Genomic DNA, 21,710 nt, shown 5'->3' on the forward strand with positions numbered 1-21,710 from the left:
CCAGCTACCCATAATAGCCCAGATCCGCGGGCCGGACGAACCGGGGCGTGGGGGGGGTCCACTGCCGGCCCGGGGAGTGTCAGCCGCGGGGCCGCAGCTCCCAGAAAGCGACGGCGGACGCGGCCGCCACGTTGAGCGAATCAACCCCGGCGCGCATCGGGATTTTCACGGCAAGATCGACGGCGGCGAGAGTCTCCTCGCTCATTCCGGCGCCTTCGGTGCCGAGCACCAGGGCCAGCCGCTCGGGGTTCCGGGCCGCGAGGACGTCGACGTCGACGGCGTCCTGGGTGAGTTCCATAGCGGCCACCAGAAACCCGTGCTCCTTCAGTACCGCCAGCTCCCCCGGCCATTCCTCGAGTCGGGCCCACGGGACCTGGAAGACGGTGCCCATGCTCACGCGCACGCTGCGCCGGTAGAGGGGGTCGCCGCAGCGCGGGGACACCAGCACGGCGTCGAGCCCCAGAGCAGCAGCGGAGCGGAAGATCGCACCGACATTCGTGTGGTCCACGATGTCTTCCAGGACGGCGATCCGGCGCGCCCCGGCGAGCAGCTCGGGCAGCGGAACGGGTGCAGGGCGCTGCATGGCGGCCATCGCACCGCGGTGCAGGTGGAAGCCGGTGATCTGCTCCAGGAGCGGGGCCGGGCCGATGTAGGCCGGCACGTCCGGGTAAGCCTCAAAGACGTCGGCGAGGTCCTTGAGCCATTTCTCCGCGAGGAAGAATGAGCGCGGCCGGTGCCCGGCGGCGAGGGCTCGGCGCAGCACCCGGGAAGACTCCGCGATATACATACCCTCGGCGGGCTCGCGTAGCTTGCGCAGGTGCACGTCAGTCAGCTGGGTGTAGTCGGCGACGCGGGGGTCGTCCGCGGATTCGAGGTAGTGAAAGCTCATGGTCCGGGTCAGTTCAGCAGCTTGGCGATCATGAAGCCCAGCGCTACGGTGCCGAGGACGAATATCACGCCGCGCAGCACCGGCGGCGAGAGGCGTCGGCCCACCTTGGAGCCGACCAGGCCGCCGATCAGCGAACTGACGGCGATCAGGCCGACCGCGGTCCAGCTGATCCGGTCGAACGCGAAGAGCAGGTACGACGCGGCGGCGACAACGTTGACCCCCAGCACCAGGATGTTCTTCATGGCGTTGGCGTTCTGCATGGTTCCGGCCATAAAGACACCGAGGATGCCGACCAGGAGGATGCCCTGCGCCGCTACGAAGTAACCGCCGTAGACGCCCGCGAGGTAGACCAGCACCACGAGGAGTATCCCGTGCTGCTTGTCCCGGAGGGCGTGCTCCGGGTTTTCTTCCCGGGCCTGCACCCAGCGCTGGAGCCGGGGCTGGAACACGACCATCAGCAGGGCGACCACGATCAGGGCCGGCGCCGCGTATTGAAAGACCAGCTCCGGCAGGTGCAGGAGCAGGTAGGCGCCGGTGATGCCGCCCAGCAACGAGGCCGGCAGCAGCTTCAGGAGCTGGTTGCGGCGCCCGGCGAGCTCCTTGCGGTAGCCCCAGGCGCCGGCAGCGCTGCCGGCCACGAGGCCCATGGCGTTGCTGATCGAGGCGGTCACCGGAGCGAAGCCGAGCGCGATCAGCACCGGGAAGGTGACCAGCGTGCCGGAACCCACCACGCTGTTGATAGTGCCGGCCCAGAGCCCGGCGAAGAAAATAAAGACGCTACTGAGGAACTCCACGCGTTGTCAGTGGTCCCTTCAGCGGCGGGCTGTGGCGGTGTACCGTCCGCCGGAGACGCTCACGTCCAGGTCGACGCCGAACGTCTGGCTGAGGTTTTCGGCGGTCAGCACCTCGTCCAGCGGGCCGGAGGCGACCACGCCGCCGTCGCGCATCAAGAGCGCGTGGGTGAAGCCCGGCGGGACCTCTTCGAGGTGGTGGGTGACGAGCACGATGGCGGGCGCGGCCTCGTCGCGGGCCAGCCCGCTGAGCCGGTGCACAAGGTCCTCGCGGCCGCCCAGGTCGAGGCCGGCGGCGGGCTCGTCGAGCAGCAGCAGTTCCGGGTCCGTCATGAGTGCCCGGGCAATCTGCACGCGTTTGCGTTCGCCCTCGGACAGCGAGGCGAAGGGGCGGTTCAGCAGCGGGCCCATGCCCCATTCGTTGAGCAGGGCGAAGGCGCGGCGTTCGTCGTCCTTTTCGTAGCCTTCGCGCCAGCGGCCGGTGACCCCGTAGGCGGCCGTCACGACGACGTTGAGGACCTTCTCGTGCTCGGGAATCTGGTTGGCCAGAGCCGCCGAGGAGAGGCCGATGCGCGGCCGGAGTTCGAAGACGTCAACGGCGCCGAGGATCTCTTCGAGGATCCCTGCCATGCCGGACGTGGGGTGGAGGCGGGCGGCGGCCACCTGCAACAGAGTGGTCTTGCCGGCACCGTTGGGTCCCAGAATCACCCAGCGCTCGCCCTCCTTGACCTGCCAGTCGACCTTGTCCAGGAGCGTTTTCGCCCCACGTACAACGCTGACGGCGGCCATTTCAAGAACATCACTCATAGGAGTAGACACTAGGACAAAATAGCGGACGACTGATAACCGGGCGGGCACCCCGGCCGCGGGGCCCGTGCCCGCGTCGCCGGAGCGAAACCAATTCAGGGCCCACCCGGCCCGCTCGCTAGGATTGAAGCCATGAGTTCGAACGTGACTGCGGTCAGCTACGGCGTCAATCTGTCCCTTCCCGAGGTGGAGCAACTGCGCCGTTCGCTGGCCGGAGCGGGGCTGACCGTCGGCGCGGAAAACACCGCCGGCGACGGCCGCTTCTCGGTCTACACCGCCGACTGCACGCTGCCGGACGCCATCACCGCCGCCGACCTGGCCGGGCTTCGCCGGAGCATCGCCGCAATCGAGGGGGTCGATACGGCGGTTGTTCCCGCCGCGCTGCGGCAGGCCCCGCGGAAGTTCCTGATCATGGACGTGGACTCCACACTGATCCAGCAGGAAGTCATCGAACTGCTGGCGGCGTATGCGGGCAAACGCGAGGAGGTCACGGCCGTCACCGAAGCGGCGATGCGCGGCGAACTGGACTTTGCGCAGAGCCTGCACGCCCGGGTGGCGGTGCTCGCCGGACTGCCGGCCGACGTCGTCGACTCCGTCCGCGCCGAGGTGACCCTCAGCGACGGCGCCGCCGAACTAGTGGCGGCCTTCAAGGCGGCCGGGCACGCCGTGGCGGTCGTCTCGGGCGGCTTCAACCAGATCCTGCGCCCGATTGCGGAGGACCTGGGGCTGGACTACTGGATTGCCAACGAGCTGGAAATTTCCGACGGCGCACTCACCGGCAAGGTGGTGGGCGACGTGGTCGACCGCGCAGCCAAGGAGAAGTACCTGCGCGAGTGGGCCGCGGCGGAGGGCATCCCGATGGAACACACCATCGCGGTGGGAGACGGCGCCAACGACCTGGACATGCTCGGCGCCGCGGGGATTGGCGTCGCGTTCAACGCCAAACCAGCCGTCCGCGCCGTGGCCGACGCGGCCATCAACATGCCCTACCTGGATGCGGTCCGGCACATCGCCGGGGTCTGAGACCGGGCAGGCGCCAAGCCGGCGGCCGTCTTAACGCCGGATGGCACCCGGCGGCAGGGTCCGTGAAGAACGCTGCCGCCAGGTGCCATCCGGGCCGCCGGTCCTAGTTGCTTCCGGGACCGCTCGCCTTGTCGAAGTAGTCGGCACCGCCGACGTATTCGGTGTGGCCGGTCTCGACGTCGGCGGTGGCCATCTTGGCGACCTCCGCGGCGAACTCCTTGACCGAGTACAGCTTGCCGGCTTCGGCCCGGCGGGCCTCAATGGCGCCCGGGTTGGAACGGTCCAGCAGCGTGGCGGTGACGGTGCCCTCGATCATGTCACCTGAGACGACCACCAGCTTGATGCCCTTCTCCGCGAGGCTGGGAAGGTGTTCACGGAGTGCGTCCTCGCCGGCGCGCTTGCTGCGGGCGACGGGCTCATACTCGGGCATCGTGGGGACGGTCTCGATGAAGTGCGCCTGGTGGCTGGTCACGAACACCACGCGCGAACCCTCGGGCATCAGCGGCACCGCGGCGTTGAGCATGTTCACCTGGGCGTCGCGGTTGAGCTTGAGGGCGTATCCCTCTTCCATGCCGGATTCCATGCCGCCGGAGGCGTTGAGGACCAGCAGATCCAGCGAGCCGAAGTTTTCCATCGCGGCGCTGGCGAGGGCCTGGACACCTTCCTGCGTGGTCAGGTCCGCGCCGACGGCTGCGGCGCGGCCACCCGCGGCCTCGATCTCGGCGACAACCTTATTGGCGCGCGGTGCCTTCTGGCGGTAGTTGACGACGACGGCGGCACCCTCCCCGGCGAGGTATTTCGCCACCTCGGCGCCAATGCCCCGCGATGAACCGGTAACGATGGCGGTCTTGTTGTCCAGCAATCCCATTCGAGCTCCTTTGTTCCAAACGTCCAAATACTGTTGGGTCTGCTGTCCATCATGCCAGCGACCCGCAGCAATTCAGTTGTGCAGGATCCACAAAGAAGCCGGACGGGCCTAGTTTGGGACAGTTGCGGAGAGGGCCGACGGCGAACCTTGAGGGCGGGACGCGGCGGCTCGAACCGGGACGCCGGAGTGTCACGCCGGAGCATGTCGCCGGTTTGCGGCTGCACCGGATGGGCATGCCCATCCGGTGCAGCCGTCAATGGACATATTCAGTAATTGTCCATTGCGCGCTTTGAGGAATGGGCATGTCCGTCGAAGTGGGCGGCCGGGGCTGAACATGTCCGCTGTCGGCAGCGAAAAATGGGCATGTCCAGCAGCGGCATTGAAAGCCGGGCCAGCTGCGCGAACGCAGCTCAAACGGCGCGGATTAGCCCCGGTCGACCCTGATCTTCTTGGTGGCTTCCCCCGGTGCGGCCATCGGGGCGGGCGCGCGCACTTCGAGGACACCGTCCTTGTAGCTTGCGGTGATGTCTTCTTCCTTGGCACCGGCCGGCAGGGCGACGCTCCGCAGGAAGGAGCCGTAACGGAACTCCGAGCGGTAGCCGGTCTTGCTCTTGTGCTCCGTCTTTTCCTCGCGTTCGGCCCTGATATGCAGCATGCCTTCGCTGACCGACACGTCGACGTCCTTGTCGGGATCGATGCCGGGAACTTCTGCACGCACCACCAGGGTGTTGCCATCCTGGAACTGCTCGACCTTGATGGTCGACGCCATCGTGAGGTCGCCGTCGAGGAAGCGGCGGACGGGTTCCAACATGTCCGACGGCGCCCACTTGCTGAGATCAGCCATGATCAAATCCTCCTGGGTCCATGCCCCTGCCGTGGCGCGGTCGGGGGCTGTGACACCATTACACGCCCCGGCCTGCAGCTCCGCCTAGGGCCAAAGGCCCGGTACCGCAGCTAGTGGCCCATGCCAAGGCCGCCGTCGACCGGGATCACCGCGCCGGAGATGTAGGCGGCTTCATCGCTGGCGATCCAGCGGACGACGTCGGCGACCTCCGACGCTTCGGCGAAGCGGCCCGCGGGTACTTTGGACAGGTAGTCCTTCTGCGTGGCCTCCGGGAGTTCGGCGGTCATGTCCGTATTGATGAAGCCCGGCGCCACCACGTTGGCGGTGATGCCGCGGCCTCCGAGTTCGCGGGTCAGGGAGCGGGCAATGCCGACCAGACCGGCCTTGGAGGCGGAGTAGTTGATCTGGCCCGGGGCGCCGTACAGGCCGGAGACGGAGGAAATGAGGACCACTCGCCCCTTGCGTGCCCGGATCATGCCCTTGGAGGCGCGCTTAATGACGCGGAAGGCGCCGGTGAGGTTGGTGTCGATCACGGAGGTGAAGTCGTCCTCGCTCATCCGCATCAGGAGCGTGTCCTTGGTGATGCCAGCGTTGGCCACCAGCACCTCTACCGGGCCGTGCGCCGCTTCGACTTCGGCGAAGGCCGCGTCCACGGATGCTTCGTCAGTGACGTCGGCTTTGACGCCCAGGATGCCCTCCGGCAGGGAGGCTGCGCTGCGGTAGGTGACGGCGACCTTGTCTCCATTGGCGAGGAAGGATTCGGCAATGGCCAGGCCGATGCCCCGGTTGCCGCCGGTGATGAGGACACTGCGGCCGGTGGAGGTTGCTTCAGTCATGGTGGTCTCCGGGTTTCTGCGGCTCAGTGGCACCGCGGTGGTGTGGGCTGGATTTTCCTGCCTCCGATCTTAGCCTCCGGTGCCCGCCTGCCCCGCCCCGGTCGCCGCGGCTGTTTGGGCGCCTCCCCCGATGGTGAGAGAATCGAAGCAAGCCTATGGAGCGTGATCTGACAGCCGTGACAAACAAGAACCGACCCGGTGAGCGGACGTCCGGGGAGTACTCCGGCGAAACCGAGGTCCACAGTATTACCGACGCAGCCGCCGCGCACTCGGAAGAGATGCGCCAGCGGATGATCAAGTACGCCGTGGCCATGGGCATCCGTATGGTCTGCCTGGTCCTGGTATTCGTGGTCGACGGCTGGTTCAAGATCCTGCCTGTTATCGGGGCCGTCTTCCTGCCCTGGTTCGCGGTGGTGATCGCCAACGGCAGCGACCACGCCGAAGTGCACAGCGACTCGCTGATCGACTATGTGCCGATGGCCGAACTGGGCGCATCCAACTCCGCGGAAACGGCCGGCCCAGGACCGCAGGCCGCGGACGATGCCCCCATCACCCTGCTGCAGGGCGAGCTGGTTGACGACGAAGAAGACCACGGACGGGCCGCTTCATGAACATTTTTGACCTGGCCGGCCCCCCGGCCGAGCCTTCCCGCGCACTGTGCTCCCGCAAGGCCTGCCGTGCCGACGCCGCGTGGCAGCTGCTGTGGAACAACCCCAAGATCCACACCCCGGAGCGACGCAAGATCTGGCTCGCCTGCCCCGAACACCGCGCCTGGCTGGAGGACTACCTCCAGACCCGGGGGCTGTGGAAAGAGACCGTTCCCCTGTCGAACGCCGGCGTGGCAGGCAGGGCCGGCTGAATGTACCGTTTCCTCTTCTCGAGCAAGTGGCTGGGCTATTTGTTGCTGGCCGCTGTTTTCGCAACCGCCTGCGTGCTCTTGGGCCGCTGGCAGATGGACCGCCGGGCGGAAACGCTCGCCGAGATCAACCGGGTGGTCTCCAACTATTCCGCCACCCCGATTCCGTTCGCGGCGGCGCGGGACCAGTTCGTCCACCTCGACGCCGAGCGTGAGTGGACGCAGGTGGAACTGCGCGGCAGCTATGACACCGCCGGCCAGCGGATTGTCCGCAACCGCCCGCTCAACGGCCAGCCCGGTTACGAGGTGGTGGTCCCCTTCAAGCTGGACTCCGGCGAGACGGTCGTGGTCGACCGCGGCTGGCTGCCGATCGGCAACAGGACCCCGGGCAGCCCGGACTCGGTTCCGGCACCGCCGCCGGGGAACATCACAGTAGTGGCCCGGCTCAAGCATTCCGAGCCGGAACTGCAACGAGGCGCGCCGAACGGGCAGCTCGCCTCGATCGACCTGGCCGCGTACTCGGCCCAGCTCGGGTATCCCGTCCTCACGGGGGCCTACGGCCAGCTGGCCTCCGAGACCCCGCCGGCAGCGGAGATGCCCATCGGATTCCCCAAACCCTCCACCGATGAGGGCACGCACCTGTCCTACTCACTGCAGTGGTTCGCCTTTGGCGTGCTGATGTTCGTCGGCTTCGGTTACGCGGCGCGGCAACAGGCCCGCAACGCTGAGATTGATGCCGAGGACGCCGCAGACCAGGCCGCGGCCGCCGACGGCTACCTGCACGCCAGCAACCCTGCGCCCCGCCGTCGTCCCGTCCCCCGGAAGCGGAAGACTGCTACTGCGGAGGAAGAGGAAGATGCCATCCTCGACGCCCAGGGATTCTGAAGGAGCACGCCATGGACCCCGATGCCGTAGCGAACGTCCGGCGCGCGCTGCTCGCGGCAGGCGCGGCCGACACCGTAGCCGTCTTTGAGACCCAGGTGCCGACCGCCGCCGCGGCGGCCGCCGCCCTAGGCTGCGACGTCGCGGCGATCACCAACAGCCTCGTGTTCGACGTCGACGGCTCTCCCCTGCTGATCCTGGCCAGCGGCGCGGCCAAGGTCGATCTCCGCCACGTCGCCGCGCGCCTGGGGTCCGGGAAGATCCGCCGCGCGGAGCCCGACTTCGTCCTGCATCACACCGGCCAGCGCGTAGGCGGCGTAGCCCCGGTGGGCCACCCGCAGAAAATCAGGACCCTGCTCGACGAATCCCTGAAGAACCACGAACTCCTCTGGGCCGGAGCCGGCGACCACCACGCCATGTTCTCGATCACCTACCAAGAACTCCACCGCATCACCAACGCCGAAGCAATGCCCGTCCGCTAGCCCGCCGAGGCGCGAATCCAACCAAGGCGAGCGGAAGACGAGACCGGGCGAGGCCTACGCCAGCGTAATCAGGTCCAAGTAGTCTTCGTTCCAGAGGTCCTCGACGCCATCAGGCAGCAGCACAACACGCTCCGGGTTGAGGGCTTCAACGGCGCCCTCGTCGTGGCTGACCAGCACCACGGCACCGGTGTAGTTGCTCAGGGCCCCGAGGATTTCGGCGCGGCTGGCCGGGTCGAGGTTGTTGGTGGGCTCATCGAGGAGCAGCACGTTCGCGCTCGAGGCCACGATGGTGGCCAGCGCCAGCCGGGTCTTCTCACCGCCGGAGAGCACACCGGCGGGCTTGTCGACGTCGTCGCCGGAGAACAGGAACGAGCCCAGGATGTTGCGGACCTCGGCGTCGTTCATGTCAGGGGCCGAGGAGCGCATGTTCTGCAGCACCGTGCGGTCGACATCGAGCGTCTCATGTTCCTGGGCGTAGTAGCCCACCTTCAGGCCGTGGCCGGGGATGACCTCGCCGGTGTCGGGCTTGTCGACGCCGGCGAGCATCCGCAGCAGGGTGGTCTTGCCGGCGCCGTTGAGGCCCAGGATGACCACCTTGGAGCCGCGGTCGATCGCGAGGTCGACGTCGGTGAAGATCTCCAGCGAACCGTAGGACTTGCTGAGGCCGTCGGCGGTAAGCGGGGTCTTGCCGCAGGGCGACGGGTCCGGGAAGCGCAGGGCGGCCACCCGGTCGGTCTCGCGGACCGCTTCGAGGCCGCCGAGCAGCCGCTCGGCACGCTTGGCCATGTTCTGCGCGGCGACGGCTTTGGTGGCCTTGGCACGCATCTTGTTGGCCTGGTCCATCAGGACCTGGGCCTTCTTCTCGGCGTTGGCGCGTTCGCGCTTGCGGGCGCGCTCGTCGGTTTCGCGCTGCGTCAGGTAGCGCTTCCAGTCCATGTTGTAGAAGTCGATCTGCGCGCGGTTGGCGTCCAGCAGGAAGACCTTGTTCACCGTGGCTTCGAGCAGCTCGGTGTCGTGGCTGATCACGATCAGCCCGCCCTGGTGGTTCTTCAGAAACTCCCGGAGCCAGGCGATGGAATCGGCGTCAAGGTGGTTGGTGGGCTCATCGAGGAGCATCGTCTCGGCGTCGGAGTACAGGATGCGGGCGAGCTCCACACGGCGGCGCTGGCCGCCGGAGAGGGTCTTCAGCGGCTGGTTCAGCAGGCGGTCCGGCAGGGCGAGGTTTGAGCAGATCGCCGCGGCCTCGGCCTCGGCGGCGTAACCGCCCGCGGCCAGGAACTCGGATTCCAGCCGGTCGTAGCGGTTCATGGCCTTGCGCTGGATGGTGGCGTCCTCGCTGGCCATTTCCTCGTGCGCGATTCGGAGCTTGCCGACGGCGATGTCGAGTCCGCGGGCGGAGAGGATCCGGTCGCGGGCCAGCTGCTCCATGTCCGGCGTACGCGGGTCCTGCGGCAGGTAGCCGATCTCGCCGCTGCGGGTGACCTTGCCGGCGGCGGGCAAGCCCTCGCCGGCCAGCACGCGGGTCAGTGTGGTCTTGCCTGCACCGTTACGGCCGACGAGGCCGATCTTGTCTCCCTTGTCGATCCGGAAGCTCACCTGGTCCATAAGCAGACGGGCGCCGGCGCGCAGTTCGAGATCCTGGACGGTAATCAATGCAGCTAAGGCCTTTCACAACGGGGAACGCCGCGGCACAACGGATGGAAACTGGACGGGGCCGGGGCGGTGTGGCCGAGAGGACGGCCCCTACCAGTCTACCGGCAGCTCCCCCGGTGGCTGACATCGGGCAAGGCAGTGGACGACGGCGGCTGACTCCCCCTCCCGGGGCTCCCGCCCTGGTCCCCTTTGGCGGGGTGGTCCAGCGCCGGGCCCGGGGTTTAGTGGGAGGCCTACAAAATGCCGGGGTTGCCGCAGCCGTATCGTCGAACGTGAGAACCCCGTTCCACCCACTCGACAGGAACCAGCATGAGCAACACCGACGACGCCGTCACCGGCACCACCCCCGCAGCAAACCCTGGAAGCAGCGCCCCGGAGGCCCCGCGCCTGAACCCCCGCAGCCGCTGGGATGCGACCGATCTCGCGCTGATCGCGGTGTTCGCCGCGATTGTCGCGGGTTCTGCCCTCATTGCCGCGATCCCAGTGGGCGGCCTTGGTGTGCCGATCACCCTGCAGACTCTCGCCGTGATGCTCACCGGGCTCGCGCTGGGCCCGGGCCGCGCCTTCGCTGCCGTGGGCCTGTACCTCCTGCTGGGCTTCGCCGGGCTGCCGATCTTCAGCGGCGGGCGCAGCGGGCTGGGGGTCCTGGCGGGACCTTCGGCCGGCTACATTTTCGGTTTCCTGCTGGCGGCCACGGCCGTCGGAGCCCTGACCGTCGTCATCCTGCGCCGCACGGCGGCGCGGCCCGCGAAGTTCCGGGCTGTGCTGCTCTTCTGCGCCGCCATGGTCAGCAGCATCGTCTTCGTCCACGGGCTGGGGATCCTCGGCATGATGGTCAATGCCAAGCTCAGTCTCTCCGCGGCCTTCCTTGCCGATCTGGCCTTTTACCCGGGCGACGTCATCAAGAACATTCTCGCCGTGACTGTCGCCCTGACCTTGCATAAAGCGTTCCCTGACCTGCTGATCCGCCGGGTCCGCCGGGTCAACTTGGCCGGCGAGGCAGACGGCCGCGCATGAGTGTTGTCCTGGACGGTGCTGCCGTCCGGGTAGCCGTCGACGGCCGCCCGGAGCCCAAGACCTTGCTCGAACCGGTGTCCCTGACGCTGGCCGAACGCCGGATCGGCGTCATCGGGGCGAACGGTTCCGGCAAGTCCACGCTGCTCCGGATGCTTAACGGCCTCGTCGCACCGAGCTCCGGCGCGGTAGCGGTGTCAGGTTTCGACACGGTCCGGGATGTCCGCGCTGTCCGCCGGCGGGTCGGTTTCGTGTTCACCGATCCGCTCGCCCAACTCGTGATGCCCACCGGGCGCGAAGACGTCGAACTATCGCTGCGCCGCTCAGTGCGGAACGCCACCGAACGGCGCGCCCTGGCGGAAGCGACGCTGGACCGTTTCGGTTTGCTGCCGCTGGCGGACCAGAGCATCTACGAGCTCTCCGGCGGTGAACGGCAGCTCGTGGCGCTCGCCGCGGTCCTGGCCGTCGATCCGGACATCCTGGTCCTGGACGAGCCGTCCACCCTGTTGGACCTGCGGAACCGGGAACTGCTGCGCCGCACCTTGGCCGACCTGGACCAGCAGATCATCCTGTCAACGCACGACCTTGACCTGGCCCTGGATCTGGACCGGGTGCTGGTCGTGGAGGCCGGGAAAATCGTGTTCGACGGCGGCCCGGCCGCCGCCGTCGACCACTACCGGATGCTGTGCGCAGGGGATCCTGCCCCCGTGCGTGGCGACGGAGACACGCCCGCCGGGGATACGGGGCGGCTATGAGGGGGCACGGCTTCTTGCTGGCCAATTACGTGCCGGGCGCTTCCCCGGTGCACCGGGCTCCCCTGGGGCTGAAGTTTTTGCTGGTATTGGCCTGCGGGATGGGATCGTTTCTCGTTGCGGACTGGGCAGCGGCGGCAGTGGGAATCGCCGTGCTGTGCGGCGTCTTTCTGCTCAGCGGGGCCGGCGTCCGAAGGCTGTTCCGGGCTGTCCGGTCGATCCTGCCCGTGCTGGCGCTGATCGGCTTGTTCCAGTGGTGGCAGTTGGGTGGCCCCGTTGCCGCGCGGATTGTGTTGAACGTTCTGGTCTGCGTGGTGGCAGCGGCAATCCTGACGGCCACCACACCCGTGCAGGTCCTGCTGGACGGGGTGGCCTCGCTGGCCCGGCCCTTTCGCCGGCTCGGCGCCGATCCCGAGCGGTTCGCCCTGACGATTGCCATCATGCTGCGCAGTATCCCCTTTATCGCGGGCGCCTACGCCGATGTCCGCGATTCCGCCCGGGCCCGTGGCCTGGAACGCAACCCCCGGGCGCTGGTGCTGCCGGTCTTCATCACCACGGTGGCGTTCGCCCGGCAGACCGGCGACGCCCTGGCAGCCCGCGGCCTGGGCGAGGCGGACGACGCGGACGACGCGGACGACTGACGGGGATCGCCCGGCGCGGCAGGAATGGCCATGTCCGTGCCTGCACCCCGCTGCTGAGCATGCCCATCCTTCGCCGCCGGGCATGGACATACCAGCACTATGTCCAGCCTTGGAGCCGAAGAATGGGCATGTCCCTCCGCGCACGCACGGCAAGTCCAATCCCCCAGCCAAAGAATGGGCATGTCCGTGCCTGCACCCCGCTGCTGAGCATGCCCATCCTTCGCCGCCGGGCATGGACATATCAGCACTATGTCCAGCCTTGGAGCCGAAGAATGGGCATGTCCCTCCGCGCACGCACGGCAAGTCCAATCCCCCAGCCAAAGAATGGGCATGTCCGGCGGGCCCTAGAGGAAAGACCGGTACTCGAACAGCGCGGCGGTCCCCATGCCGCCGGCAATGCTGATCATCGCCAGCGCGAGACTCCTGTCCGCCGCCTCCCTGCGGGCCTGGGCCAGCAGCCTTGTGACAAGCACGGCGCCTGACGCCCCGTACGCGTGGCCCAGGGCAAGGGCCCCGCCGTCGAGGTTCGCCCGCTGCGGGTCGATGCCCAGGTGGTCGAGGCAGGCCAGCACTTGGGAAGCGAAGGCCTCATTGAACTCGATGAGGCTGAGTTCCGCGGCCGTGACGCCCGTGACGGCGAGCAGGCGCTCCGCCGCGGCGGCTGCCCCCATCCCCAGCAGCGCCGGTTCGACGCCGGCCGTGTCCGTCCCGAGCAGCACGAGGCCGTCGGGGGCACCGAGCGCCTTCGCCCGGGCCAACGAAGTGACCACAACGGCGGCAGCCCCGTCGGCGTCGAAGCAGGAGTTGCCGGCCGTGACCGTTCCGTCCGGCACGAAGGCAGCCGGGAACCGGGCCAACACCGCAGGAGTCAGGGAGCGGCGCGGCCCGTCGTCGGCGCCGACGGGACCGTCAGGCAAGGGCAATGCCACAACTTCGCCCGCGAATGCGCCGGCCGCGGCGGCGCGGAGGGCCCGCCGCTGGCTGCGGAGCGCGAAGTCGTCCTGCCGCTGGCGGGAAATGCCGAATCGGACGGCGACGTTTTCGGCGGCCACGCCCATGTCCGGGTCGCCGTGGCTGTCCGGGGCGAACCGGGCCCGGCTGAAGAACCCGGGCTCCCCTCCGGGACCGGGCCGGGCCCGGAGCGGGGCGGTGCTGATGCTCTCCACTCCGCCGGCGAGATACACATCCCCTTGGCCGGGGCCGCCGCCAAAGCCGCTGCCGGACGCAACCAGCCGGCAGGCCAGCACGATTGCGTCCAGGCCGGAGCCGCACTGCCGGTCCACGGTCAGCCCGGGAACACTGACGGGCAGCCCGGCTTCCAGGGCCGCCAGGCGCGCGACATTCCCGCCCCCGCCCACGGCGTTGCCAACCACGACGTCGGATAGTTGGTCCGCAGCGACGCCGGTGCCGGTGAGCAGGCGGCGCAGCAGCGGGGCGAGCAACTCGTGGGCGTGCAGGGTCTTGAGGGCGCCATGGGCGCGGCAGAGCGGCGTCCTGAGCGCGGCGATGATGACGGGCTGCCGGTCCTCCGGCAGCGCTTCCGGGCCGATCCCGCCTGGCATGGGACTCATGTCCGGGACCTCAGCCAAGGCGCCGGATCCGTGGGTCACCGCGGGCAATCCACTCGAGCAGGAGTGGGCGGCTGACCTTGCCGCGGTCCGTGAGGGGCAGTTCGGCCAGGAGGTAGTAATCCAGCGGCCGTTTGTTGCGGGCCAGGACGTCCTCGACGCCGGCCCTCAGCTGGGTGCCGGTCACGCCGCCGTGCGAGGGCAGCACCGCAGCGACGACGCGCTGGCCCCGAAGCTCATCGGCCAGGCCGGCGGCCACCACAGCCGCGACCCCCGGCACGGACGCTAAGGCCAGCTCCACCTCGTGCGGGTACACGTTGGTTCCCGAGGTGATAATCATGTCCGAGCGGCGCCCCAGCAGGTGCAGCACCCCCTCGGACAGGTAGCCCTGGTCCCCCACGGTGTACCAGCCGTCGACGCACCGCAGCGCCTCGCCGTCGTCCCCCCATAGGTAGCCGTCGCTGACCAAGCCGCTGCGGACATATACGGTGCCGTCAGCCCCGTCCGGAAGGAGTGCGCCGTCGCCGTCGAGGATCCTGAGCTCGACGCCGGGGAACGGCCGGCCGATCCCGGTGTCGCCCGCGGCCGGGGCAGCGCCCGGCGGGAGCCCGGCACCCGCGACGAAACTGAGTTCGGCCGCCCCGTAGTACTCGAAAATGGTGGCGTTGGGCGCCCATCGGCGGGCAGCCTCGACAGTGCGGGCGTCGAGCTTGGAGCCGGCGCAGATGATGCTCCGCAGGCCGGATGCGTCCACGCCGCCGGCCAGGCCGCGTTCGCTGAGCAGTCGGAGCATCGTGGGCACCAGGACGAGCCGGGTGATGCCGTCGTGGCTGACCGCGGCGTGCGCGTCGCCGACGTCGAACTGGGCCAGGGTGTGGAACTCGGAGCCTGCGTAGAGGCACTCGGCGAGGGCGTAGAGGTTCAGGCTGGCGGCGAGGGGGCCGGGCGCGAGCGTCTTGTCGCCGGGGCGCAGGCCGAAGAACTCCACGGAGGAGTCGAAGGACAGCCGCCAGGACCGACGCGAACGGCTGAACGCTTTGGGGACGGCGGTGGTTCCGGAGGTGAGGCCGATCAGGAACGGAGCATCCGGCCCACCGTCGGCGAGGTCGTTGCCCGCTTCGGGGCCGTTGGCGGGGACAGTCTCCACAATCCGTGCGCTGAGCGTGTCCCGGAGCTGCTGCGGCCAGGTGGGGTCCAGCACGGCGCAGCGGCGGCTGCCGGCGACCGCCGCAGCGAAGGCGGAAACGAAATTGGTGGAGTTGTGTTCGGCCAGCACCGTGACGGGCGGGGCGGCCGGCACCAGCGCGGCTGCGGCGTCGCGGAGTTCTGCCCAGCTCAGCCGCTTGCTGGCCACGACCACGGCCGTACCGTCAGGGCGCTCGTCGGCCCAGCGCTGGAGTCTGTCGAGAAATGGCATCGGACCAACTTTACCGGGGAGCGACGCCTCCGTACCCGGCAGGCGATATTGTGACAGCATGAGTTTCAATGACAACGTCCAGCTGGACCCGTCGCAGGTCCAGGACCGCCGCGGCATGGGCCGTGGCACTAAAATCGGCGGCGGGATCGGCGGCGGCATCGTGTTGCTCCTGGCCGCCCTGTTCGGCATCAACCCCAGCCTCCTTGAAGGACTGACCGGCACCACGCCGGACCAGTCGCAAAGCCAGGGCACGGCCCCGGCCTGCAAGACCGGCGCGGATGCCAATGCGCGGCTCGACTGCCGGATTAACGGCACGGTGAACAGCCTCAATGCGTTCTGGCCGGCTTACCTGGCCCAGTACGGCAAAAAGTATCCGCAGCCGCAGACCGTGATCTTCGACCGGGCCACCAACACCGGCTGCGGCTCGGCGACCTCGGCGGTGGGCCCGTTCTACTGCCCCGCCGACCAGACCGCGTATTTCGATCCCGGCTTCTTCCAGGAACTCGTGGACCGGTTCGGATCATCCGGCGGCCCGCTTGCCCAGGAATACGTGGTGGCGCATGAATTCGGGCACCACATCCAGAACCTCCTTGGCAACATCGACCGTGCCCAGCAGGATCCGCAGGGCCCGCAGTCCGGCGCGGTGCGGGTGGAACTCCAGGCCGATTGCTACGCCGGCCTCTGGGTCCGGTATGCCACCACCACGAAAGATCCAGCCTCCGGCCAGCCCTTCCTCGCCCCATTGAAGGACCAGGACCTGCAGGATGCCCTGTCCGCGGCGTCCTCGGTGGGCGATGACCGGATCCAGAAGGCGGCCACGGGGCGGGTCTCGCCGGAATCCTGGACCCACGGCTCGAGCGCGCAGCGGCAAAAGTGGTTCTACCAGGGCTACAAGACGGGCGACATCAACCAGTGCGACACCTTCAAGGTCGCCACCCCGTGACCCGGTAACCCGTCGTCTGCTCCAAAACCGCCGTGATGGGCCTCCAAAAGGGCAGCTGCGGAGCAGCCGATGGGACGACGACGGCGGGCCCACCTCCAGGAGGTGGGCCCGCCGTCGTTTTAGGCCAGGGAAGCGATGGGAGCTAGATGTTGAAGCCGAGGGCGCGCATCTGGTCGCGGCCGTCCTCGGTGATCCGTTCCGGGCCCCATGGCGGCATCCAGACCCAGTTCAGGCGCCAGTCATCGACGATGCCGTCCAGGGCCTTGCCCACCTGCTCCTCGATCACGTCAGTGAGCGGGCAGGCAGCCGTGGTGAGCGTCATGTCGATCAGCAGGGCGCCGTCGTCGTCTGAGTACTTGAGGCCGTAGAGCAGGCCCAGATCAACGATGTTCACGCCCAGTTCGGGGTCGATCACATCCTTGAGTGCCTCTTCGACATCCTCCAGGCCCGTGCGGGCCATATTGATTTCGGTCATGGCGTAGTCCTAACTAGGCCTGTGCTGCGGCGTCGGCGGCAGCGATGGTTGCGGCTCCGGCACCGGGCAGGTAGCGGTCGTAGCCTTCTTCTTCGAGGCGGTCGGCCAGCTCCGGGCCGCCCTCTTCGACGACCTTGCCGTCCACGAACACGTGCACGAATTCAGGCTTGATGTAGCGCAGGATCCGGGTGTAGTGCGTGATCAGCAGGGTGCCCATGTTGCCGTCAGCGTGGGCGCGGTTGACGCCCTCGGAGACAACCTTCAGTGCGTCCACGTCGAGGCCGGAGTCAGTCTCGTCGAGGATGGCGAACTTCGGCTTGAAGAGCTCCAGCTGGAGGATCTCCACCCGCTTCTTCTCGCCGCCGGAGAAACCTTCGTTGACGTTGCGCTGGGTGAAGTCGGCGTCGATGCGCAGCTTCTCCATGGCGGCCTTGACGTCCTTGGTCCAGGTGCGGAGCTTCGGGGCTTCACCATCGATCGCGGTCTTGGCGGTGCGCAGGAAGTTGGTCATGCTGACGCCGGGAACCTCGACCGGGTACTGCATGGCCAGGAACAGGCCGGCGCGGGCGCGCTCGTCGACGCTCATCGCGAGGACGTCCTCGCCGTCGAGCGTGATGGTGCCGCTCGTGACGTTGTAGCGCGGGTGGCCGGCGATGGTGGACGCCAGGGTGGACTTGCCCGAGCCGTTAGGACCCATGATGGCGTGGGTCTGGCCGGTCTTGATGGTCAGGCTGACGCCCTTCAGGATTTCCTTGGTGCCCTGCTCGGTGTCAATGCTGACGTGCAGGTCCTTGATCTCAAGAGTAGACATGTGTCTGGTTCTCCTCTGCACCGCTGCCGGGGCGGCGGTGCGTTTTCTCGTCGATAAGTTTTTGGGTCTTGCTGGCTGCCGGCCGGGCGGGGCTGGTGGTGCCGGCCCCGGCCCGGTCAGCTGAAGTTCGGAGCCTCGGCGCCGTTCAGGACGGTGCTGACATCCACATAGACGTCGTCATCCACGATGGTGACGGCAAAGACGGGCACGGGGTCGTAGGCCGGCAGCTGGAGCGGCTGGCCGCTGCGCAGGTCGAACTGGGAGCCGTGGCCCCAGCACTCGATCTTGCAGCCTTCAACCTCACCTTCGGAGAGCGAGATGTCCGCGTGCGAGCAGGTGTCGCCGATCGCATGGATTTCCCCCATCGAGTCCTTCACGATCGCTACCGGGTAGTCGTCGATCAGGATGCGCAGGGCCTGCTTGAGCTGGATCTCGCTGGCGCTGCAGACCAACTCGCCCTTTGGCTGTTCCGTCATTTGTCGTCCCTATTCTCTAGTGCCGTGCACTAGTTTTCCGTTGCCGCGAGCTCGCGCTCGACGGCTTCGGTGAGGCGTTCCTCGATGGCGGGAACCTTGATCTGCTGGATGATCTCGTTCAGGAAGCCGCGGACCACCAGTCGGCGGGCCACCTTTTCCGGAATACCGCGGGCCATCAGGTAGAACAGGTGCTCGTCGTCGAAACGGCCGGTGGCGCTGGCGTGGCCGGCTCCGGCGATCAGGCCGGTCTCGATCTCCAGGTTGGGCACGGAATCCGCGCGGGCACCGTCGGTGAGGACCAGGTTGCGGTTGGCCTCGTAGGTGTCTGTGCCTTCTGCTTCCTTGCGGATCAGTACGTCGCCCACCCAGACGGTGTGCGCATTGCGGCCCTGGAGGGCGCCCTTGTAGAGCACGTTGGACTTGCAGTTGGCGACCGCGTGGTCCACGAAGAGGCGCTGCTCGAGGTGCTGGCCGGCGTCGGCGAAGTACAGGCCGAACAGTTCCGCTTCGGCACCGGGGGCGGTGAAGCGGGCCGACGGCGTGACACGCACCAGGTCGCCGCCGAGGCTGACGACGATGTGCTTGAACTTGGCGTCGCGGCCAAGCCTCGCCTGCTGGGAGGACGCGTGCACGGCGTCGTCGTTCCATTCCTGGAGCGAGATGACGGTCAGCTGTGCGCCGTCCTCCACGAGGATTTCAATGTTTTCCGAGACAACGGCGGTGCCCTGGTGATCGAGCACCACCACGGCCTTGGAGAACTTCTCCGCGATGATCACAACGTGCTGCGACGCTGCCGCGGTTCCCTGGCCGGTGAGCACCACGCTGACCTCGCCCTCGGCCTGGACTTCGGCGGGGACCGTGATGACGGTGGCCTCGGTGAAGTTCTCCCAGGCGTTGGCGGACACGCGGTCCTCGGGGATCGCGGCGGAGCCGATGCGTGCATCGTCGCGGCCGACGGTCTCTACCCGGACGCTGTCCGGGCCGGTGACGGCCACGGACGGCGCGGCACCGTTCAGGATCTCGGTGTGGAGGCCGCGGAGGCGCTTGAGCGGGGTGAACCGCCAGTCCTCCTCCATGCCGGTCAGCGGCTTGAAGTCCGCCAGCTTGTACGAGGTCAGCCGGCCGGCGCGTGAGCTGTCCGGGATGCCGACGCCGCCGCCGTGCGAGTGGCGTTTGACGGCTTCGCCGGCCAGCGGGGACTTTGACTCGGCGGCGTTCAGCGGCGAGAGGCTTTCGCCTTCCTCGGTGAAACCGTTGATGAACGGCTGGGCTGAGGGCGCGCCGATGCGGGCCTTTTCAGTAGTGATGTCAGTCATTAACCGACCGATCCTTCCATCTGCAGTTCAATCAGGCGGTTCAGCTCGAGGGCGTATTCCATCGGCAGTTCGCGGGCGATGGGCTCGATGAAGCCGCGCACGATCATCGCCATGGCCTCGTCTTCGCGCATGCCACGGGACATCAGGTAGAACAGCTGTTCTTCGCTGACGCGCGAGACGGTCGCCTCGTGGCCCATAGTCACATCGTCCTCGCGGATGTCGATGTACGGGTAGGTGTCCGAGCGGCTGATGGTGTCCACCAGCAGCGCGTCACAGCGGACCGTGTTGGCCGAGTGCTTGGCACCCTCGCGGACCTGGACCAGGCCGCGGTAGGCGGCGCGGCCGCCGCCGCGGGCCACGGACTTGGAGATGATCGAGCTCTTGGTGTTGGGAGCGATGTGGACCATCTTGGAACCGGTGTCCTGGTGCTGGCCTTCACCCGCGAAAGCGATCGAGAGGGTCTCGCCCTTGGCGCCCTCGCCGACGAGATAGACGGCCGGGTACTTCATGGTGACCTTGGAACCGATGTTGCCGTCGATCCACTCCATGGTGGCGCCCTCTTCGCAGATGGCACGCTTGGTGACCAGGTTGTACACGTTTGTGGACCAGTTCTGGATGGTCGTGTAGCGGACGCGGGCGCCCTTCTTCACGACAATTTCCACGACGGCGGAGTGCAGCGAATCCGAGGTGTAGATCGGCGCGGTGCAGCCCTCGATGTAGTGGACGTAGGAATCCTCGTCCGCAATGATCAGGGTGCGCTCGAACTGGCCCATGTTTTCCGTGTTGATGCGGAAGTAGGCCTGCAGCGGGATGTCGACGTGGACGCCCTTGGGCACGTACACGAAGGAACCGCCGGACCACACGGCCGTGTTCAGCGAGGCGAACTTGTTGTCGCCCACCGGGATGATGGTGCCGAAGTATTCCTGGAAGATCTCCGGGTGCTCACGCAGCGCGGTGTCGGTGTCCAGGAAGATAACGCCCTGGGCTTCCAGGTCCTCGCGGATCTGGTGGTAGACGACTTCGGATTCGTACTGGGCGGCCACACCGGAGACCAGGCGGCTGCGCTCGGCTTCCGGGATGCCCAGCTTCTCGTACGTGTTCCGGATGTCCTCGGGCAGGTCCTCCCAGGTGGCGGCCTGCTTCTCGGTGGAGCGCACGAAGTACTTGATGTTGTCGAAGTCGATGCCGGAGAGGTCCGCGCCCCAGGTGGGCATGGGCTTGCGGTCGAAGTACTTCAGGCCCTTCAGGCGGAGGTCCAGCATCCATTCCGGCTCGTTCTTCTTGGCCGAGATGTCACGTACGACGTCCTCATCGATACCACGGCGGGCGTTCGCGCCGACGTCGTTCTTGTCGGCCCAGCCGTACTCGTAGGTGCCAATTCCGTGGAGCTCGGGATTCTTCTCCAGAATCTCCGAGATCACAGTGGATTCAGCAACCTTCTTCTCTGATAGTTGGTCCGTCATCACGGCCTTTCTTGCAGATGGTTGGATTCTTCGTCCGGGTTGCCCGCGCCCGCGGGGCTGGAAGCCCCGCCGGCGGCCGGACGGCCCGTAGGTATGTGGGTGGTGCAGACATGGCCGCCGCGCGCGAGCGTGGAGAGCCGGCGCACGTCGACGCCGACCAGCCGGGAGAACAGTTCGGTCTCCACATCGCAGAACACGGGGAACTGCGCGGCGAGCTGCTGGATGGGGCAGTGGCCCTGGCACAGCTGCACACTGGAGAGCGCGGCCGGCAGCGGCGCCTTGGCCTCGATGGACTGCGCCGAGGCAACGAAACCGTCGCGACTGAGGGCCTCGGACAGGGCCTGGGCGCGGGCGGTGATGTCGCGGCCCGCCCGCTCGATTTCCGGCGCGTACCGGCGTTCCATTTCGGCGAAGCGCTCGACGGCGAACTCCCGGACAGCTCCGGAGCCCGCCATTTCGCCCAGCCGCCGCAGGGCGGAGCTGGCAATGTCGAGGTAGTCGTTGCCCAGCGTGGACTGGCCCTGCGAGCTGAGCACATAGCGGCGGGCCGGCCGTCCCGCGCCGGCGCCAGCGCGGGCCACGCGCTTGACTTCGATCACGCCGTGGCGCGAGAGGTGGTCGAGGTGGCGGCGAACCGCCGCGGGGGTGAAGCCCAGCAGCTCGCCCAGTTCGGCGGCGCTGATGGGCCCGTGCTCCAGCACAGCGGCCAGGACGCGGTCCCGGGTGCGGTCCTCGGCTTCTGCGGCGTGCGTGGCCGGCGGAACAGCGCCACCGGAAGGCTCGCGCGACTCAGCGCGCACGGCAGGCGCGGCAGAAGTACTTGGGCTCATGGAATACACAACACAATCATGTCGTAATTTACTCCCCCGATCCAGTAAGGCATGGCTTTCCTGCGCCCGGCCA

Annotated in this window: 24 protein-coding genes; 9 read left to right on the forward strand and 15 right to left on the reverse strand. The window is 67.8% G+C overall.

All coding sequences use genetic code 11. The features are described from left to right. Nucleotides 1–79 precede the first annotated feature (79 nt). From ACZ5Z0_RS01635 to ACZ5Z0_RS01645, 3 genes are read right to left on the reverse strand one after another with little or no spacing between them, the layout of a single operon-like run. On the reverse strand, nt 80–889 hold the full coding sequence (locus ACZ5Z0_RS01635; protein ID WP_464109605.1) for a TrmH family RNA methyltransferase: 810 nt from the start codon (nt 887–889) through the stop codon (nt 80–82). Between the two features lie 8 nt (nt 890–897). Continuing rightward, nucleotides 898–1,683 (reverse strand): sulfite exporter TauE/SafE family protein, encoded by a 786-nt coding sequence (locus ACZ5Z0_RS01640; protein WP_464109606.1) that lies wholly within the window; start codon nt 1,681–1,683, stop codon nt 898–900. Nucleotides 1,684–1,701: 18 nt separating this feature from the next. After that, nucleotides 1,702–2,487, reverse strand: coding sequence for an ABC transporter ATP-binding protein (locus ACZ5Z0_RS01645; RefSeq protein WP_464109607.1), 786 nt, complete (start codon nt 2,485–2,487; stop codon nt 1,702–1,704). Nucleotides 2,488–2,619: 132 nt separating this feature from the next. On the opposite strand from ACZ5Z0_RS01645, the gene serB reads away from it, so the two are divergent. Further along, nucleotides 2,620–3,510 carry a phosphoserine phosphatase SerB gene (gene serB, locus ACZ5Z0_RS01650; protein ID WP_464109608.1) on the forward strand — a complete coding sequence of 297 codons (891 nt, stop codon included), beginning with the start codon at nt 2,620–2,622 and terminating at the stop codon, nt 3,508–3,510. A gap of 103 nt (nt 3,511–3,613) precedes the next feature. Here the strand turns inward: serB and ACZ5Z0_RS01655 are convergent, their stop codons facing one another. The 3 genes from ACZ5Z0_RS01655 to fabG all read right to left on the reverse strand — a co-directional run bounded on the left by ACZ5Z0_RS01655 (nt 3,614) and on the right by fabG (nt 6,058). Then, nucleotides 3,614–4,378, reverse strand: a complete 765-nt coding sequence (locus tag ACZ5Z0_RS01655; RefSeq protein WP_464109609.1) for an SDR family oxidoreductase — start codon at nt 4,376–4,378, stop codon at nt 3,614–3,616. Nucleotides 4,379–4,802: 424 nt separating this feature from the next. Next, complete coding sequence (locus ACZ5Z0_RS01660) at nt 4,803–5,222, reverse strand: Hsp20/alpha crystallin family protein (protein ID WP_138769364.1); 420 nt, start codon at nt 5,220–5,222, stop codon at nt 4,803–4,805. A gap of 110 nt (nt 5,223–5,332) precedes the next feature. Further along, a complete protein-coding gene (gene fabG / locus ACZ5Z0_RS01665) occupies nt 5,333–6,058 on the reverse strand; it encodes a 3-oxoacyl-ACP reductase FabG (protein ID WP_138769365.1) in 726 nt (241 codons plus the stop codon). 155 nt (nt 6,059–6,213) lie between these two features. Between fabG and ACZ5Z0_RS01670 the strand changes: the two genes are divergently transcribed. Genes ACZ5Z0_RS01670 through ACZ5Z0_RS01685 form a run of 4 tightly spaced genes read left to right on the forward strand, consistent with a single transcriptional unit; the run spans nt 6,214 to nt 8,278 of the window. Further along, complete coding sequence (locus ACZ5Z0_RS01670; RefSeq protein ID WP_464109610.1) at nt 6,214–6,669, forward strand: DUF3099 domain-containing protein; 456 nt, start codon at nt 6,214–6,216, stop codon at nt 6,667–6,669. Further along, nucleotides 6,666–6,917: a hypothetical protein gene (locus tag ACZ5Z0_RS01675; protein WP_464109611.1), complete on the forward strand. Its 252-nt coding sequence runs from the start codon at nt 6,666–6,668 to the stop codon at nt 6,915–6,917. The genes ACZ5Z0_RS01670 and ACZ5Z0_RS01675 overlap by 4 nt, the downstream gene beginning before the upstream one ends. Continuing rightward, nucleotides 6,918–7,799 (forward strand): SURF1 family cytochrome oxidase biogenesis protein, encoded by an 882-nt coding sequence (locus tag ACZ5Z0_RS01680; protein WP_464109612.1) that lies wholly within the window; start codon nt 6,918–6,920, stop codon nt 7,797–7,799. Nucleotides 7,800–7,810: 11 nt separating this feature from the next. Beyond that, nucleotides 7,811–8,278, forward strand: a complete 468-nt coding sequence (locus ACZ5Z0_RS01685; protein ID WP_464109613.1) for a YbaK/EbsC family protein — start codon at nt 7,811–7,813, stop codon at nt 8,276–8,278. A 54-nt stretch (nt 8,279–8,332) separates the two neighbouring features. On the opposite strand, the gene ACZ5Z0_RS01690 is transcribed toward ACZ5Z0_RS01685, so the two are convergent. Next, nucleotides 8,333–9,931: an ABC-F family ATP-binding cassette domain-containing protein gene (locus ACZ5Z0_RS01690; protein WP_138769370.1), complete on the reverse strand. Its 1,599-nt coding sequence runs from the start codon at nt 9,929–9,931 to the stop codon at nt 8,333–8,335. A gap of 309 nt (nt 9,932–10,240) precedes the next feature. On the opposite strand from ACZ5Z0_RS01690, the gene ACZ5Z0_RS01695 reads away from it, so the two are divergent. The 3 genes from ACZ5Z0_RS01695 to ACZ5Z0_RS01705 are packed head-to-tail and all read left to right on the forward strand — an operon-like array spanning nt 10,241 to nt 12,338. Then, nucleotides 10,241–10,948 (forward strand): biotin transporter BioY, encoded by a 708-nt coding sequence (locus ACZ5Z0_RS01695; protein WP_464109614.1) that lies wholly within the window; start codon nt 10,241–10,243, stop codon nt 10,946–10,948. After that, nucleotides 10,945–11,700 (forward strand): energy-coupling factor ABC transporter ATP-binding protein, encoded by a 756-nt coding sequence (locus ACZ5Z0_RS01700; RefSeq protein WP_464109615.1) that lies wholly within the window; start codon nt 10,945–10,947, stop codon nt 11,698–11,700. Before ACZ5Z0_RS01695 ends, ACZ5Z0_RS01700 begins: the two co-directional genes overlap by 4 nt. Beyond that, the gene (locus tag ACZ5Z0_RS01705; protein ID WP_464109616.1) at nt 11,697–12,338 is read left to right on the forward strand and encodes an energy-coupling factor transporter transmembrane component T family protein; all 642 of its coding nucleotides are present in this window, start codon (nt 11,697–11,699) and stop codon (nt 12,336–12,338) included. Before ACZ5Z0_RS01700 ends, ACZ5Z0_RS01705 begins: the two co-directional genes overlap by 4 nt. A gap of 344 nt (nt 12,339–12,682) precedes the next feature. On the opposite strand, the gene ACZ5Z0_RS01710 is transcribed toward ACZ5Z0_RS01705, so the two are convergent. Both ACZ5Z0_RS01710 and ACZ5Z0_RS01715 read right to left on the reverse strand, forming a co-directional pair. Further along, nucleotides 12,683–13,900: a thiolase family protein gene (locus ACZ5Z0_RS01710; RefSeq protein ID WP_464110679.1), complete on the reverse strand. Its 1,218-nt coding sequence runs from the start codon at nt 13,898–13,900 to the stop codon at nt 12,683–12,685. A gap of 19 nt (nt 13,901–13,919) precedes the next feature. Further along, the gene (locus ACZ5Z0_RS01715; protein WP_464109617.1) at nt 13,920–15,323 is read right to left on the reverse strand and encodes a class I adenylate-forming enzyme family protein; all 1,404 of its coding nucleotides are present in this window, start codon (nt 15,321–15,323) and stop codon (nt 13,920–13,922) included. A 58-nt stretch (nt 15,324–15,381) separates the two neighbouring features. On the opposite strand from ACZ5Z0_RS01715, the gene ypfJ reads away from it, so the two are divergent. Further along, nucleotides 15,382–16,266: a KPN_02809 family neutral zinc metallopeptidase gene (gene ypfJ, locus ACZ5Z0_RS01720; RefSeq protein WP_464109618.1), complete on the forward strand. Its 885-nt coding sequence runs from the start codon at nt 15,382–15,384 to the stop codon at nt 16,264–16,266. Between the two features lie 142 nt (nt 16,267–16,408). Here the strand turns inward: ypfJ and ACZ5Z0_RS01725 are convergent, their stop codons facing one another. From ACZ5Z0_RS01725 to ACZ5Z0_RS01750, 6 genes are all read right to left on the reverse strand, one after another. Then, nucleotides 16,409–16,741, reverse strand: a complete 333-nt coding sequence (locus tag ACZ5Z0_RS01725) for a metal-sulfur cluster assembly factor (protein WP_138769377.1) — start codon at nt 16,739–16,741, stop codon at nt 16,409–16,411. Between the two features lie 13 nt (nt 16,742–16,754). Beyond that, nucleotides 16,755–17,552 carry a Fe-S cluster assembly ATPase SufC gene (gene sufC / locus ACZ5Z0_RS01730; RefSeq protein ID WP_138769378.1) on the reverse strand — a complete coding sequence of 266 codons (798 nt, stop codon included), beginning with the start codon at nt 17,550–17,552 and terminating at the stop codon, nt 16,755–16,757. 116 nt (nt 17,553–17,668) lie between these two features. Next, nucleotides 17,669–18,028: a non-heme iron oxygenase ferredoxin subunit gene (locus ACZ5Z0_RS01735; protein WP_464109619.1), complete on the reverse strand. Its 360-nt coding sequence runs from the start codon at nt 18,026–18,028 to the stop codon at nt 17,669–17,671. A 29-nt stretch (nt 18,029–18,057) separates the two neighbouring features. Next, nucleotides 18,058–19,344, reverse strand: coding sequence for a Fe-S cluster assembly protein SufD (sufD, locus tag ACZ5Z0_RS01740; RefSeq protein ID WP_464109620.1), 1,287 nt, complete (start codon nt 19,342–19,344; stop codon nt 18,058–18,060). Further along, complete coding sequence (gene sufB, locus ACZ5Z0_RS01745) at nt 19,344–20,807, reverse strand: Fe-S cluster assembly protein SufB (RefSeq protein ID WP_146337630.1); 1,464 nt, start codon at nt 20,805–20,807, stop codon at nt 19,344–19,346. Before sufB ends, sufD begins: the two co-directional genes overlap by 1 nt. Beyond that, nucleotides 20,807–21,637, reverse strand: a complete 831-nt coding sequence (locus ACZ5Z0_RS01750) for a helix-turn-helix transcriptional regulator (RefSeq protein ID WP_464109621.1) — start codon at nt 21,635–21,637, stop codon at nt 20,807–20,809. Before ACZ5Z0_RS01750 ends, sufB begins: the two co-directional genes overlap by 1 nt. Nucleotides 21,638–21,710 lie beyond the last annotated feature (73 nt).

It is taken from the genome of Arthrobacter sp. T2-23 (assembly GCF_055398325.1).

Bases quoted from the DNA above. Each gene is read 5' to 3' on its own strand.
- ACZ5Z0_RS01710 (WP_464110679.1), bottom strand. From the start codon at position 13,900: ATGCCAGGCGGGATCGGCCCGGAAGCGCTGCCGGAGGACCGGCAGCCC.
- ACZ5Z0_RS01635 (WP_464109605.1), bottom strand. From the start codon at position 889: ATGAGCTTTCACTACCTCGAATCCGCGGACGACCCCCGCGTCGCCGAC.
- ACZ5Z0_RS01685 (WP_464109613.1), top strand. From the start codon at position 7,811: ATGGACCCCGATGCCGTAGCGAACGTCCGGCGCGCGCTGCTCGCGGCA.
- sufB (WP_146337630.1), bottom strand. From the start codon at position 20,807: ATGACGGACCAACTATCAGAGAAGAAGGTTGCTGAATCCACTGTGATC.
- ACZ5Z0_RS01680 (WP_464109612.1), top strand. From the start codon at position 6,918: ATGTACCGTTTCCTCTTCTCGAGCAAGTGGCTGGGCTATTTGTTGCTG.
- ACZ5Z0_RS01715 (WP_464109617.1), bottom strand. From the start codon at position 15,323: ATGCCATTTCTCGACAGACTCCAGCGCTGGGCCGACGAGCGCCCTGAC.
- ACZ5Z0_RS01660 (WP_138769364.1), bottom strand. From the start codon at position 5,222: ATGGCTGATCTCAGCAAGTGGGCGCCGTCGGACATGTTGGAACCCGTC.
- ACZ5Z0_RS01750 (WP_464109621.1), bottom strand. From the start codon at position 21,637: ATGAGCCCAAGTACTTCTGCCGCGCCTGCCGTGCGCGCTGAGTCGCGC.
- ACZ5Z0_RS01695 (WP_464109614.1), top strand. From the start codon at position 10,241: ATGAGCAACACCGACGACGCCGTCACCGGCACCACCCCCGCAGCAAAC.
- ACZ5Z0_RS01700 (WP_464109615.1), top strand. From the start codon at position 10,945: ATGAGTGTTGTCCTGGACGGTGCTGCCGTCCGGGTAGCCGTCGACGGC.
- sufC (WP_138769378.1), bottom strand. From the start codon at position 17,552: ATGTCTACTCTTGAGATCAAGGACCTGCACGTCAGCATTGACACCGAG.
- ACZ5Z0_RS01675 (WP_464109611.1), top strand. From the start codon at position 6,666: ATGAACATTTTTGACCTGGCCGGCCCCCCGGCCGAGCCTTCCCGCGCA.
- sufD (WP_464109620.1), bottom strand. From the start codon at position 19,344: ATGACTGACATCACTACTGAAAAGGCCCGCATCGGCGCGCCCTCAGCC.
- ACZ5Z0_RS01645 (WP_464109607.1), bottom strand. From the start codon at position 2,487: ATGAGTGATGTTCTTGAAATGGCCGCCGTCAGCGTTGTACGTGGGGCG.
- ACZ5Z0_RS01725 (WP_138769377.1), bottom strand. From the start codon at position 16,741: ATGACCGAAATCAATATGGCCCGCACGGGCCTGGAGGATGTCGAAGAG.
- ACZ5Z0_RS01655 (WP_464109609.1), bottom strand. From the start codon at position 4,378: ATGGGATTGCTGGACAACAAGACCGCCATCGTTACCGGTTCATCGCGG.
- serB (WP_464109608.1), top strand. From the start codon at position 2,620: ATGAGTTCGAACGTGACTGCGGTCAGCTACGGCGTCAATCTGTCCCTT.
- fabG (WP_138769365.1), bottom strand. From the start codon at position 6,058: ATGACTGAAGCAACCTCCACCGGCCGCAGTGTCCTCATCACCGGCGGC.
- ypfJ (WP_464109618.1), top strand. From the start codon at position 15,382: ATGAGTTTCAATGACAACGTCCAGCTGGACCCGTCGCAGGTCCAGGAC.
- ACZ5Z0_RS01735 (WP_464109619.1), bottom strand. From the start codon at position 18,028: ATGACGGAACAGCCAAAGGGCGAGTTGGTCTGCAGCGCCAGCGAGATC.
- ACZ5Z0_RS01670 (WP_464109610.1), top strand. From the start codon at position 6,214: ATGGAGCGTGATCTGACAGCCGTGACAAACAAGAACCGACCCGGTGAG.
- ACZ5Z0_RS01705 (WP_464109616.1), top strand. From the start codon at position 11,697: ATGAGGGGGCACGGCTTCTTGCTGGCCAATTACGTGCCGGGCGCTTCC.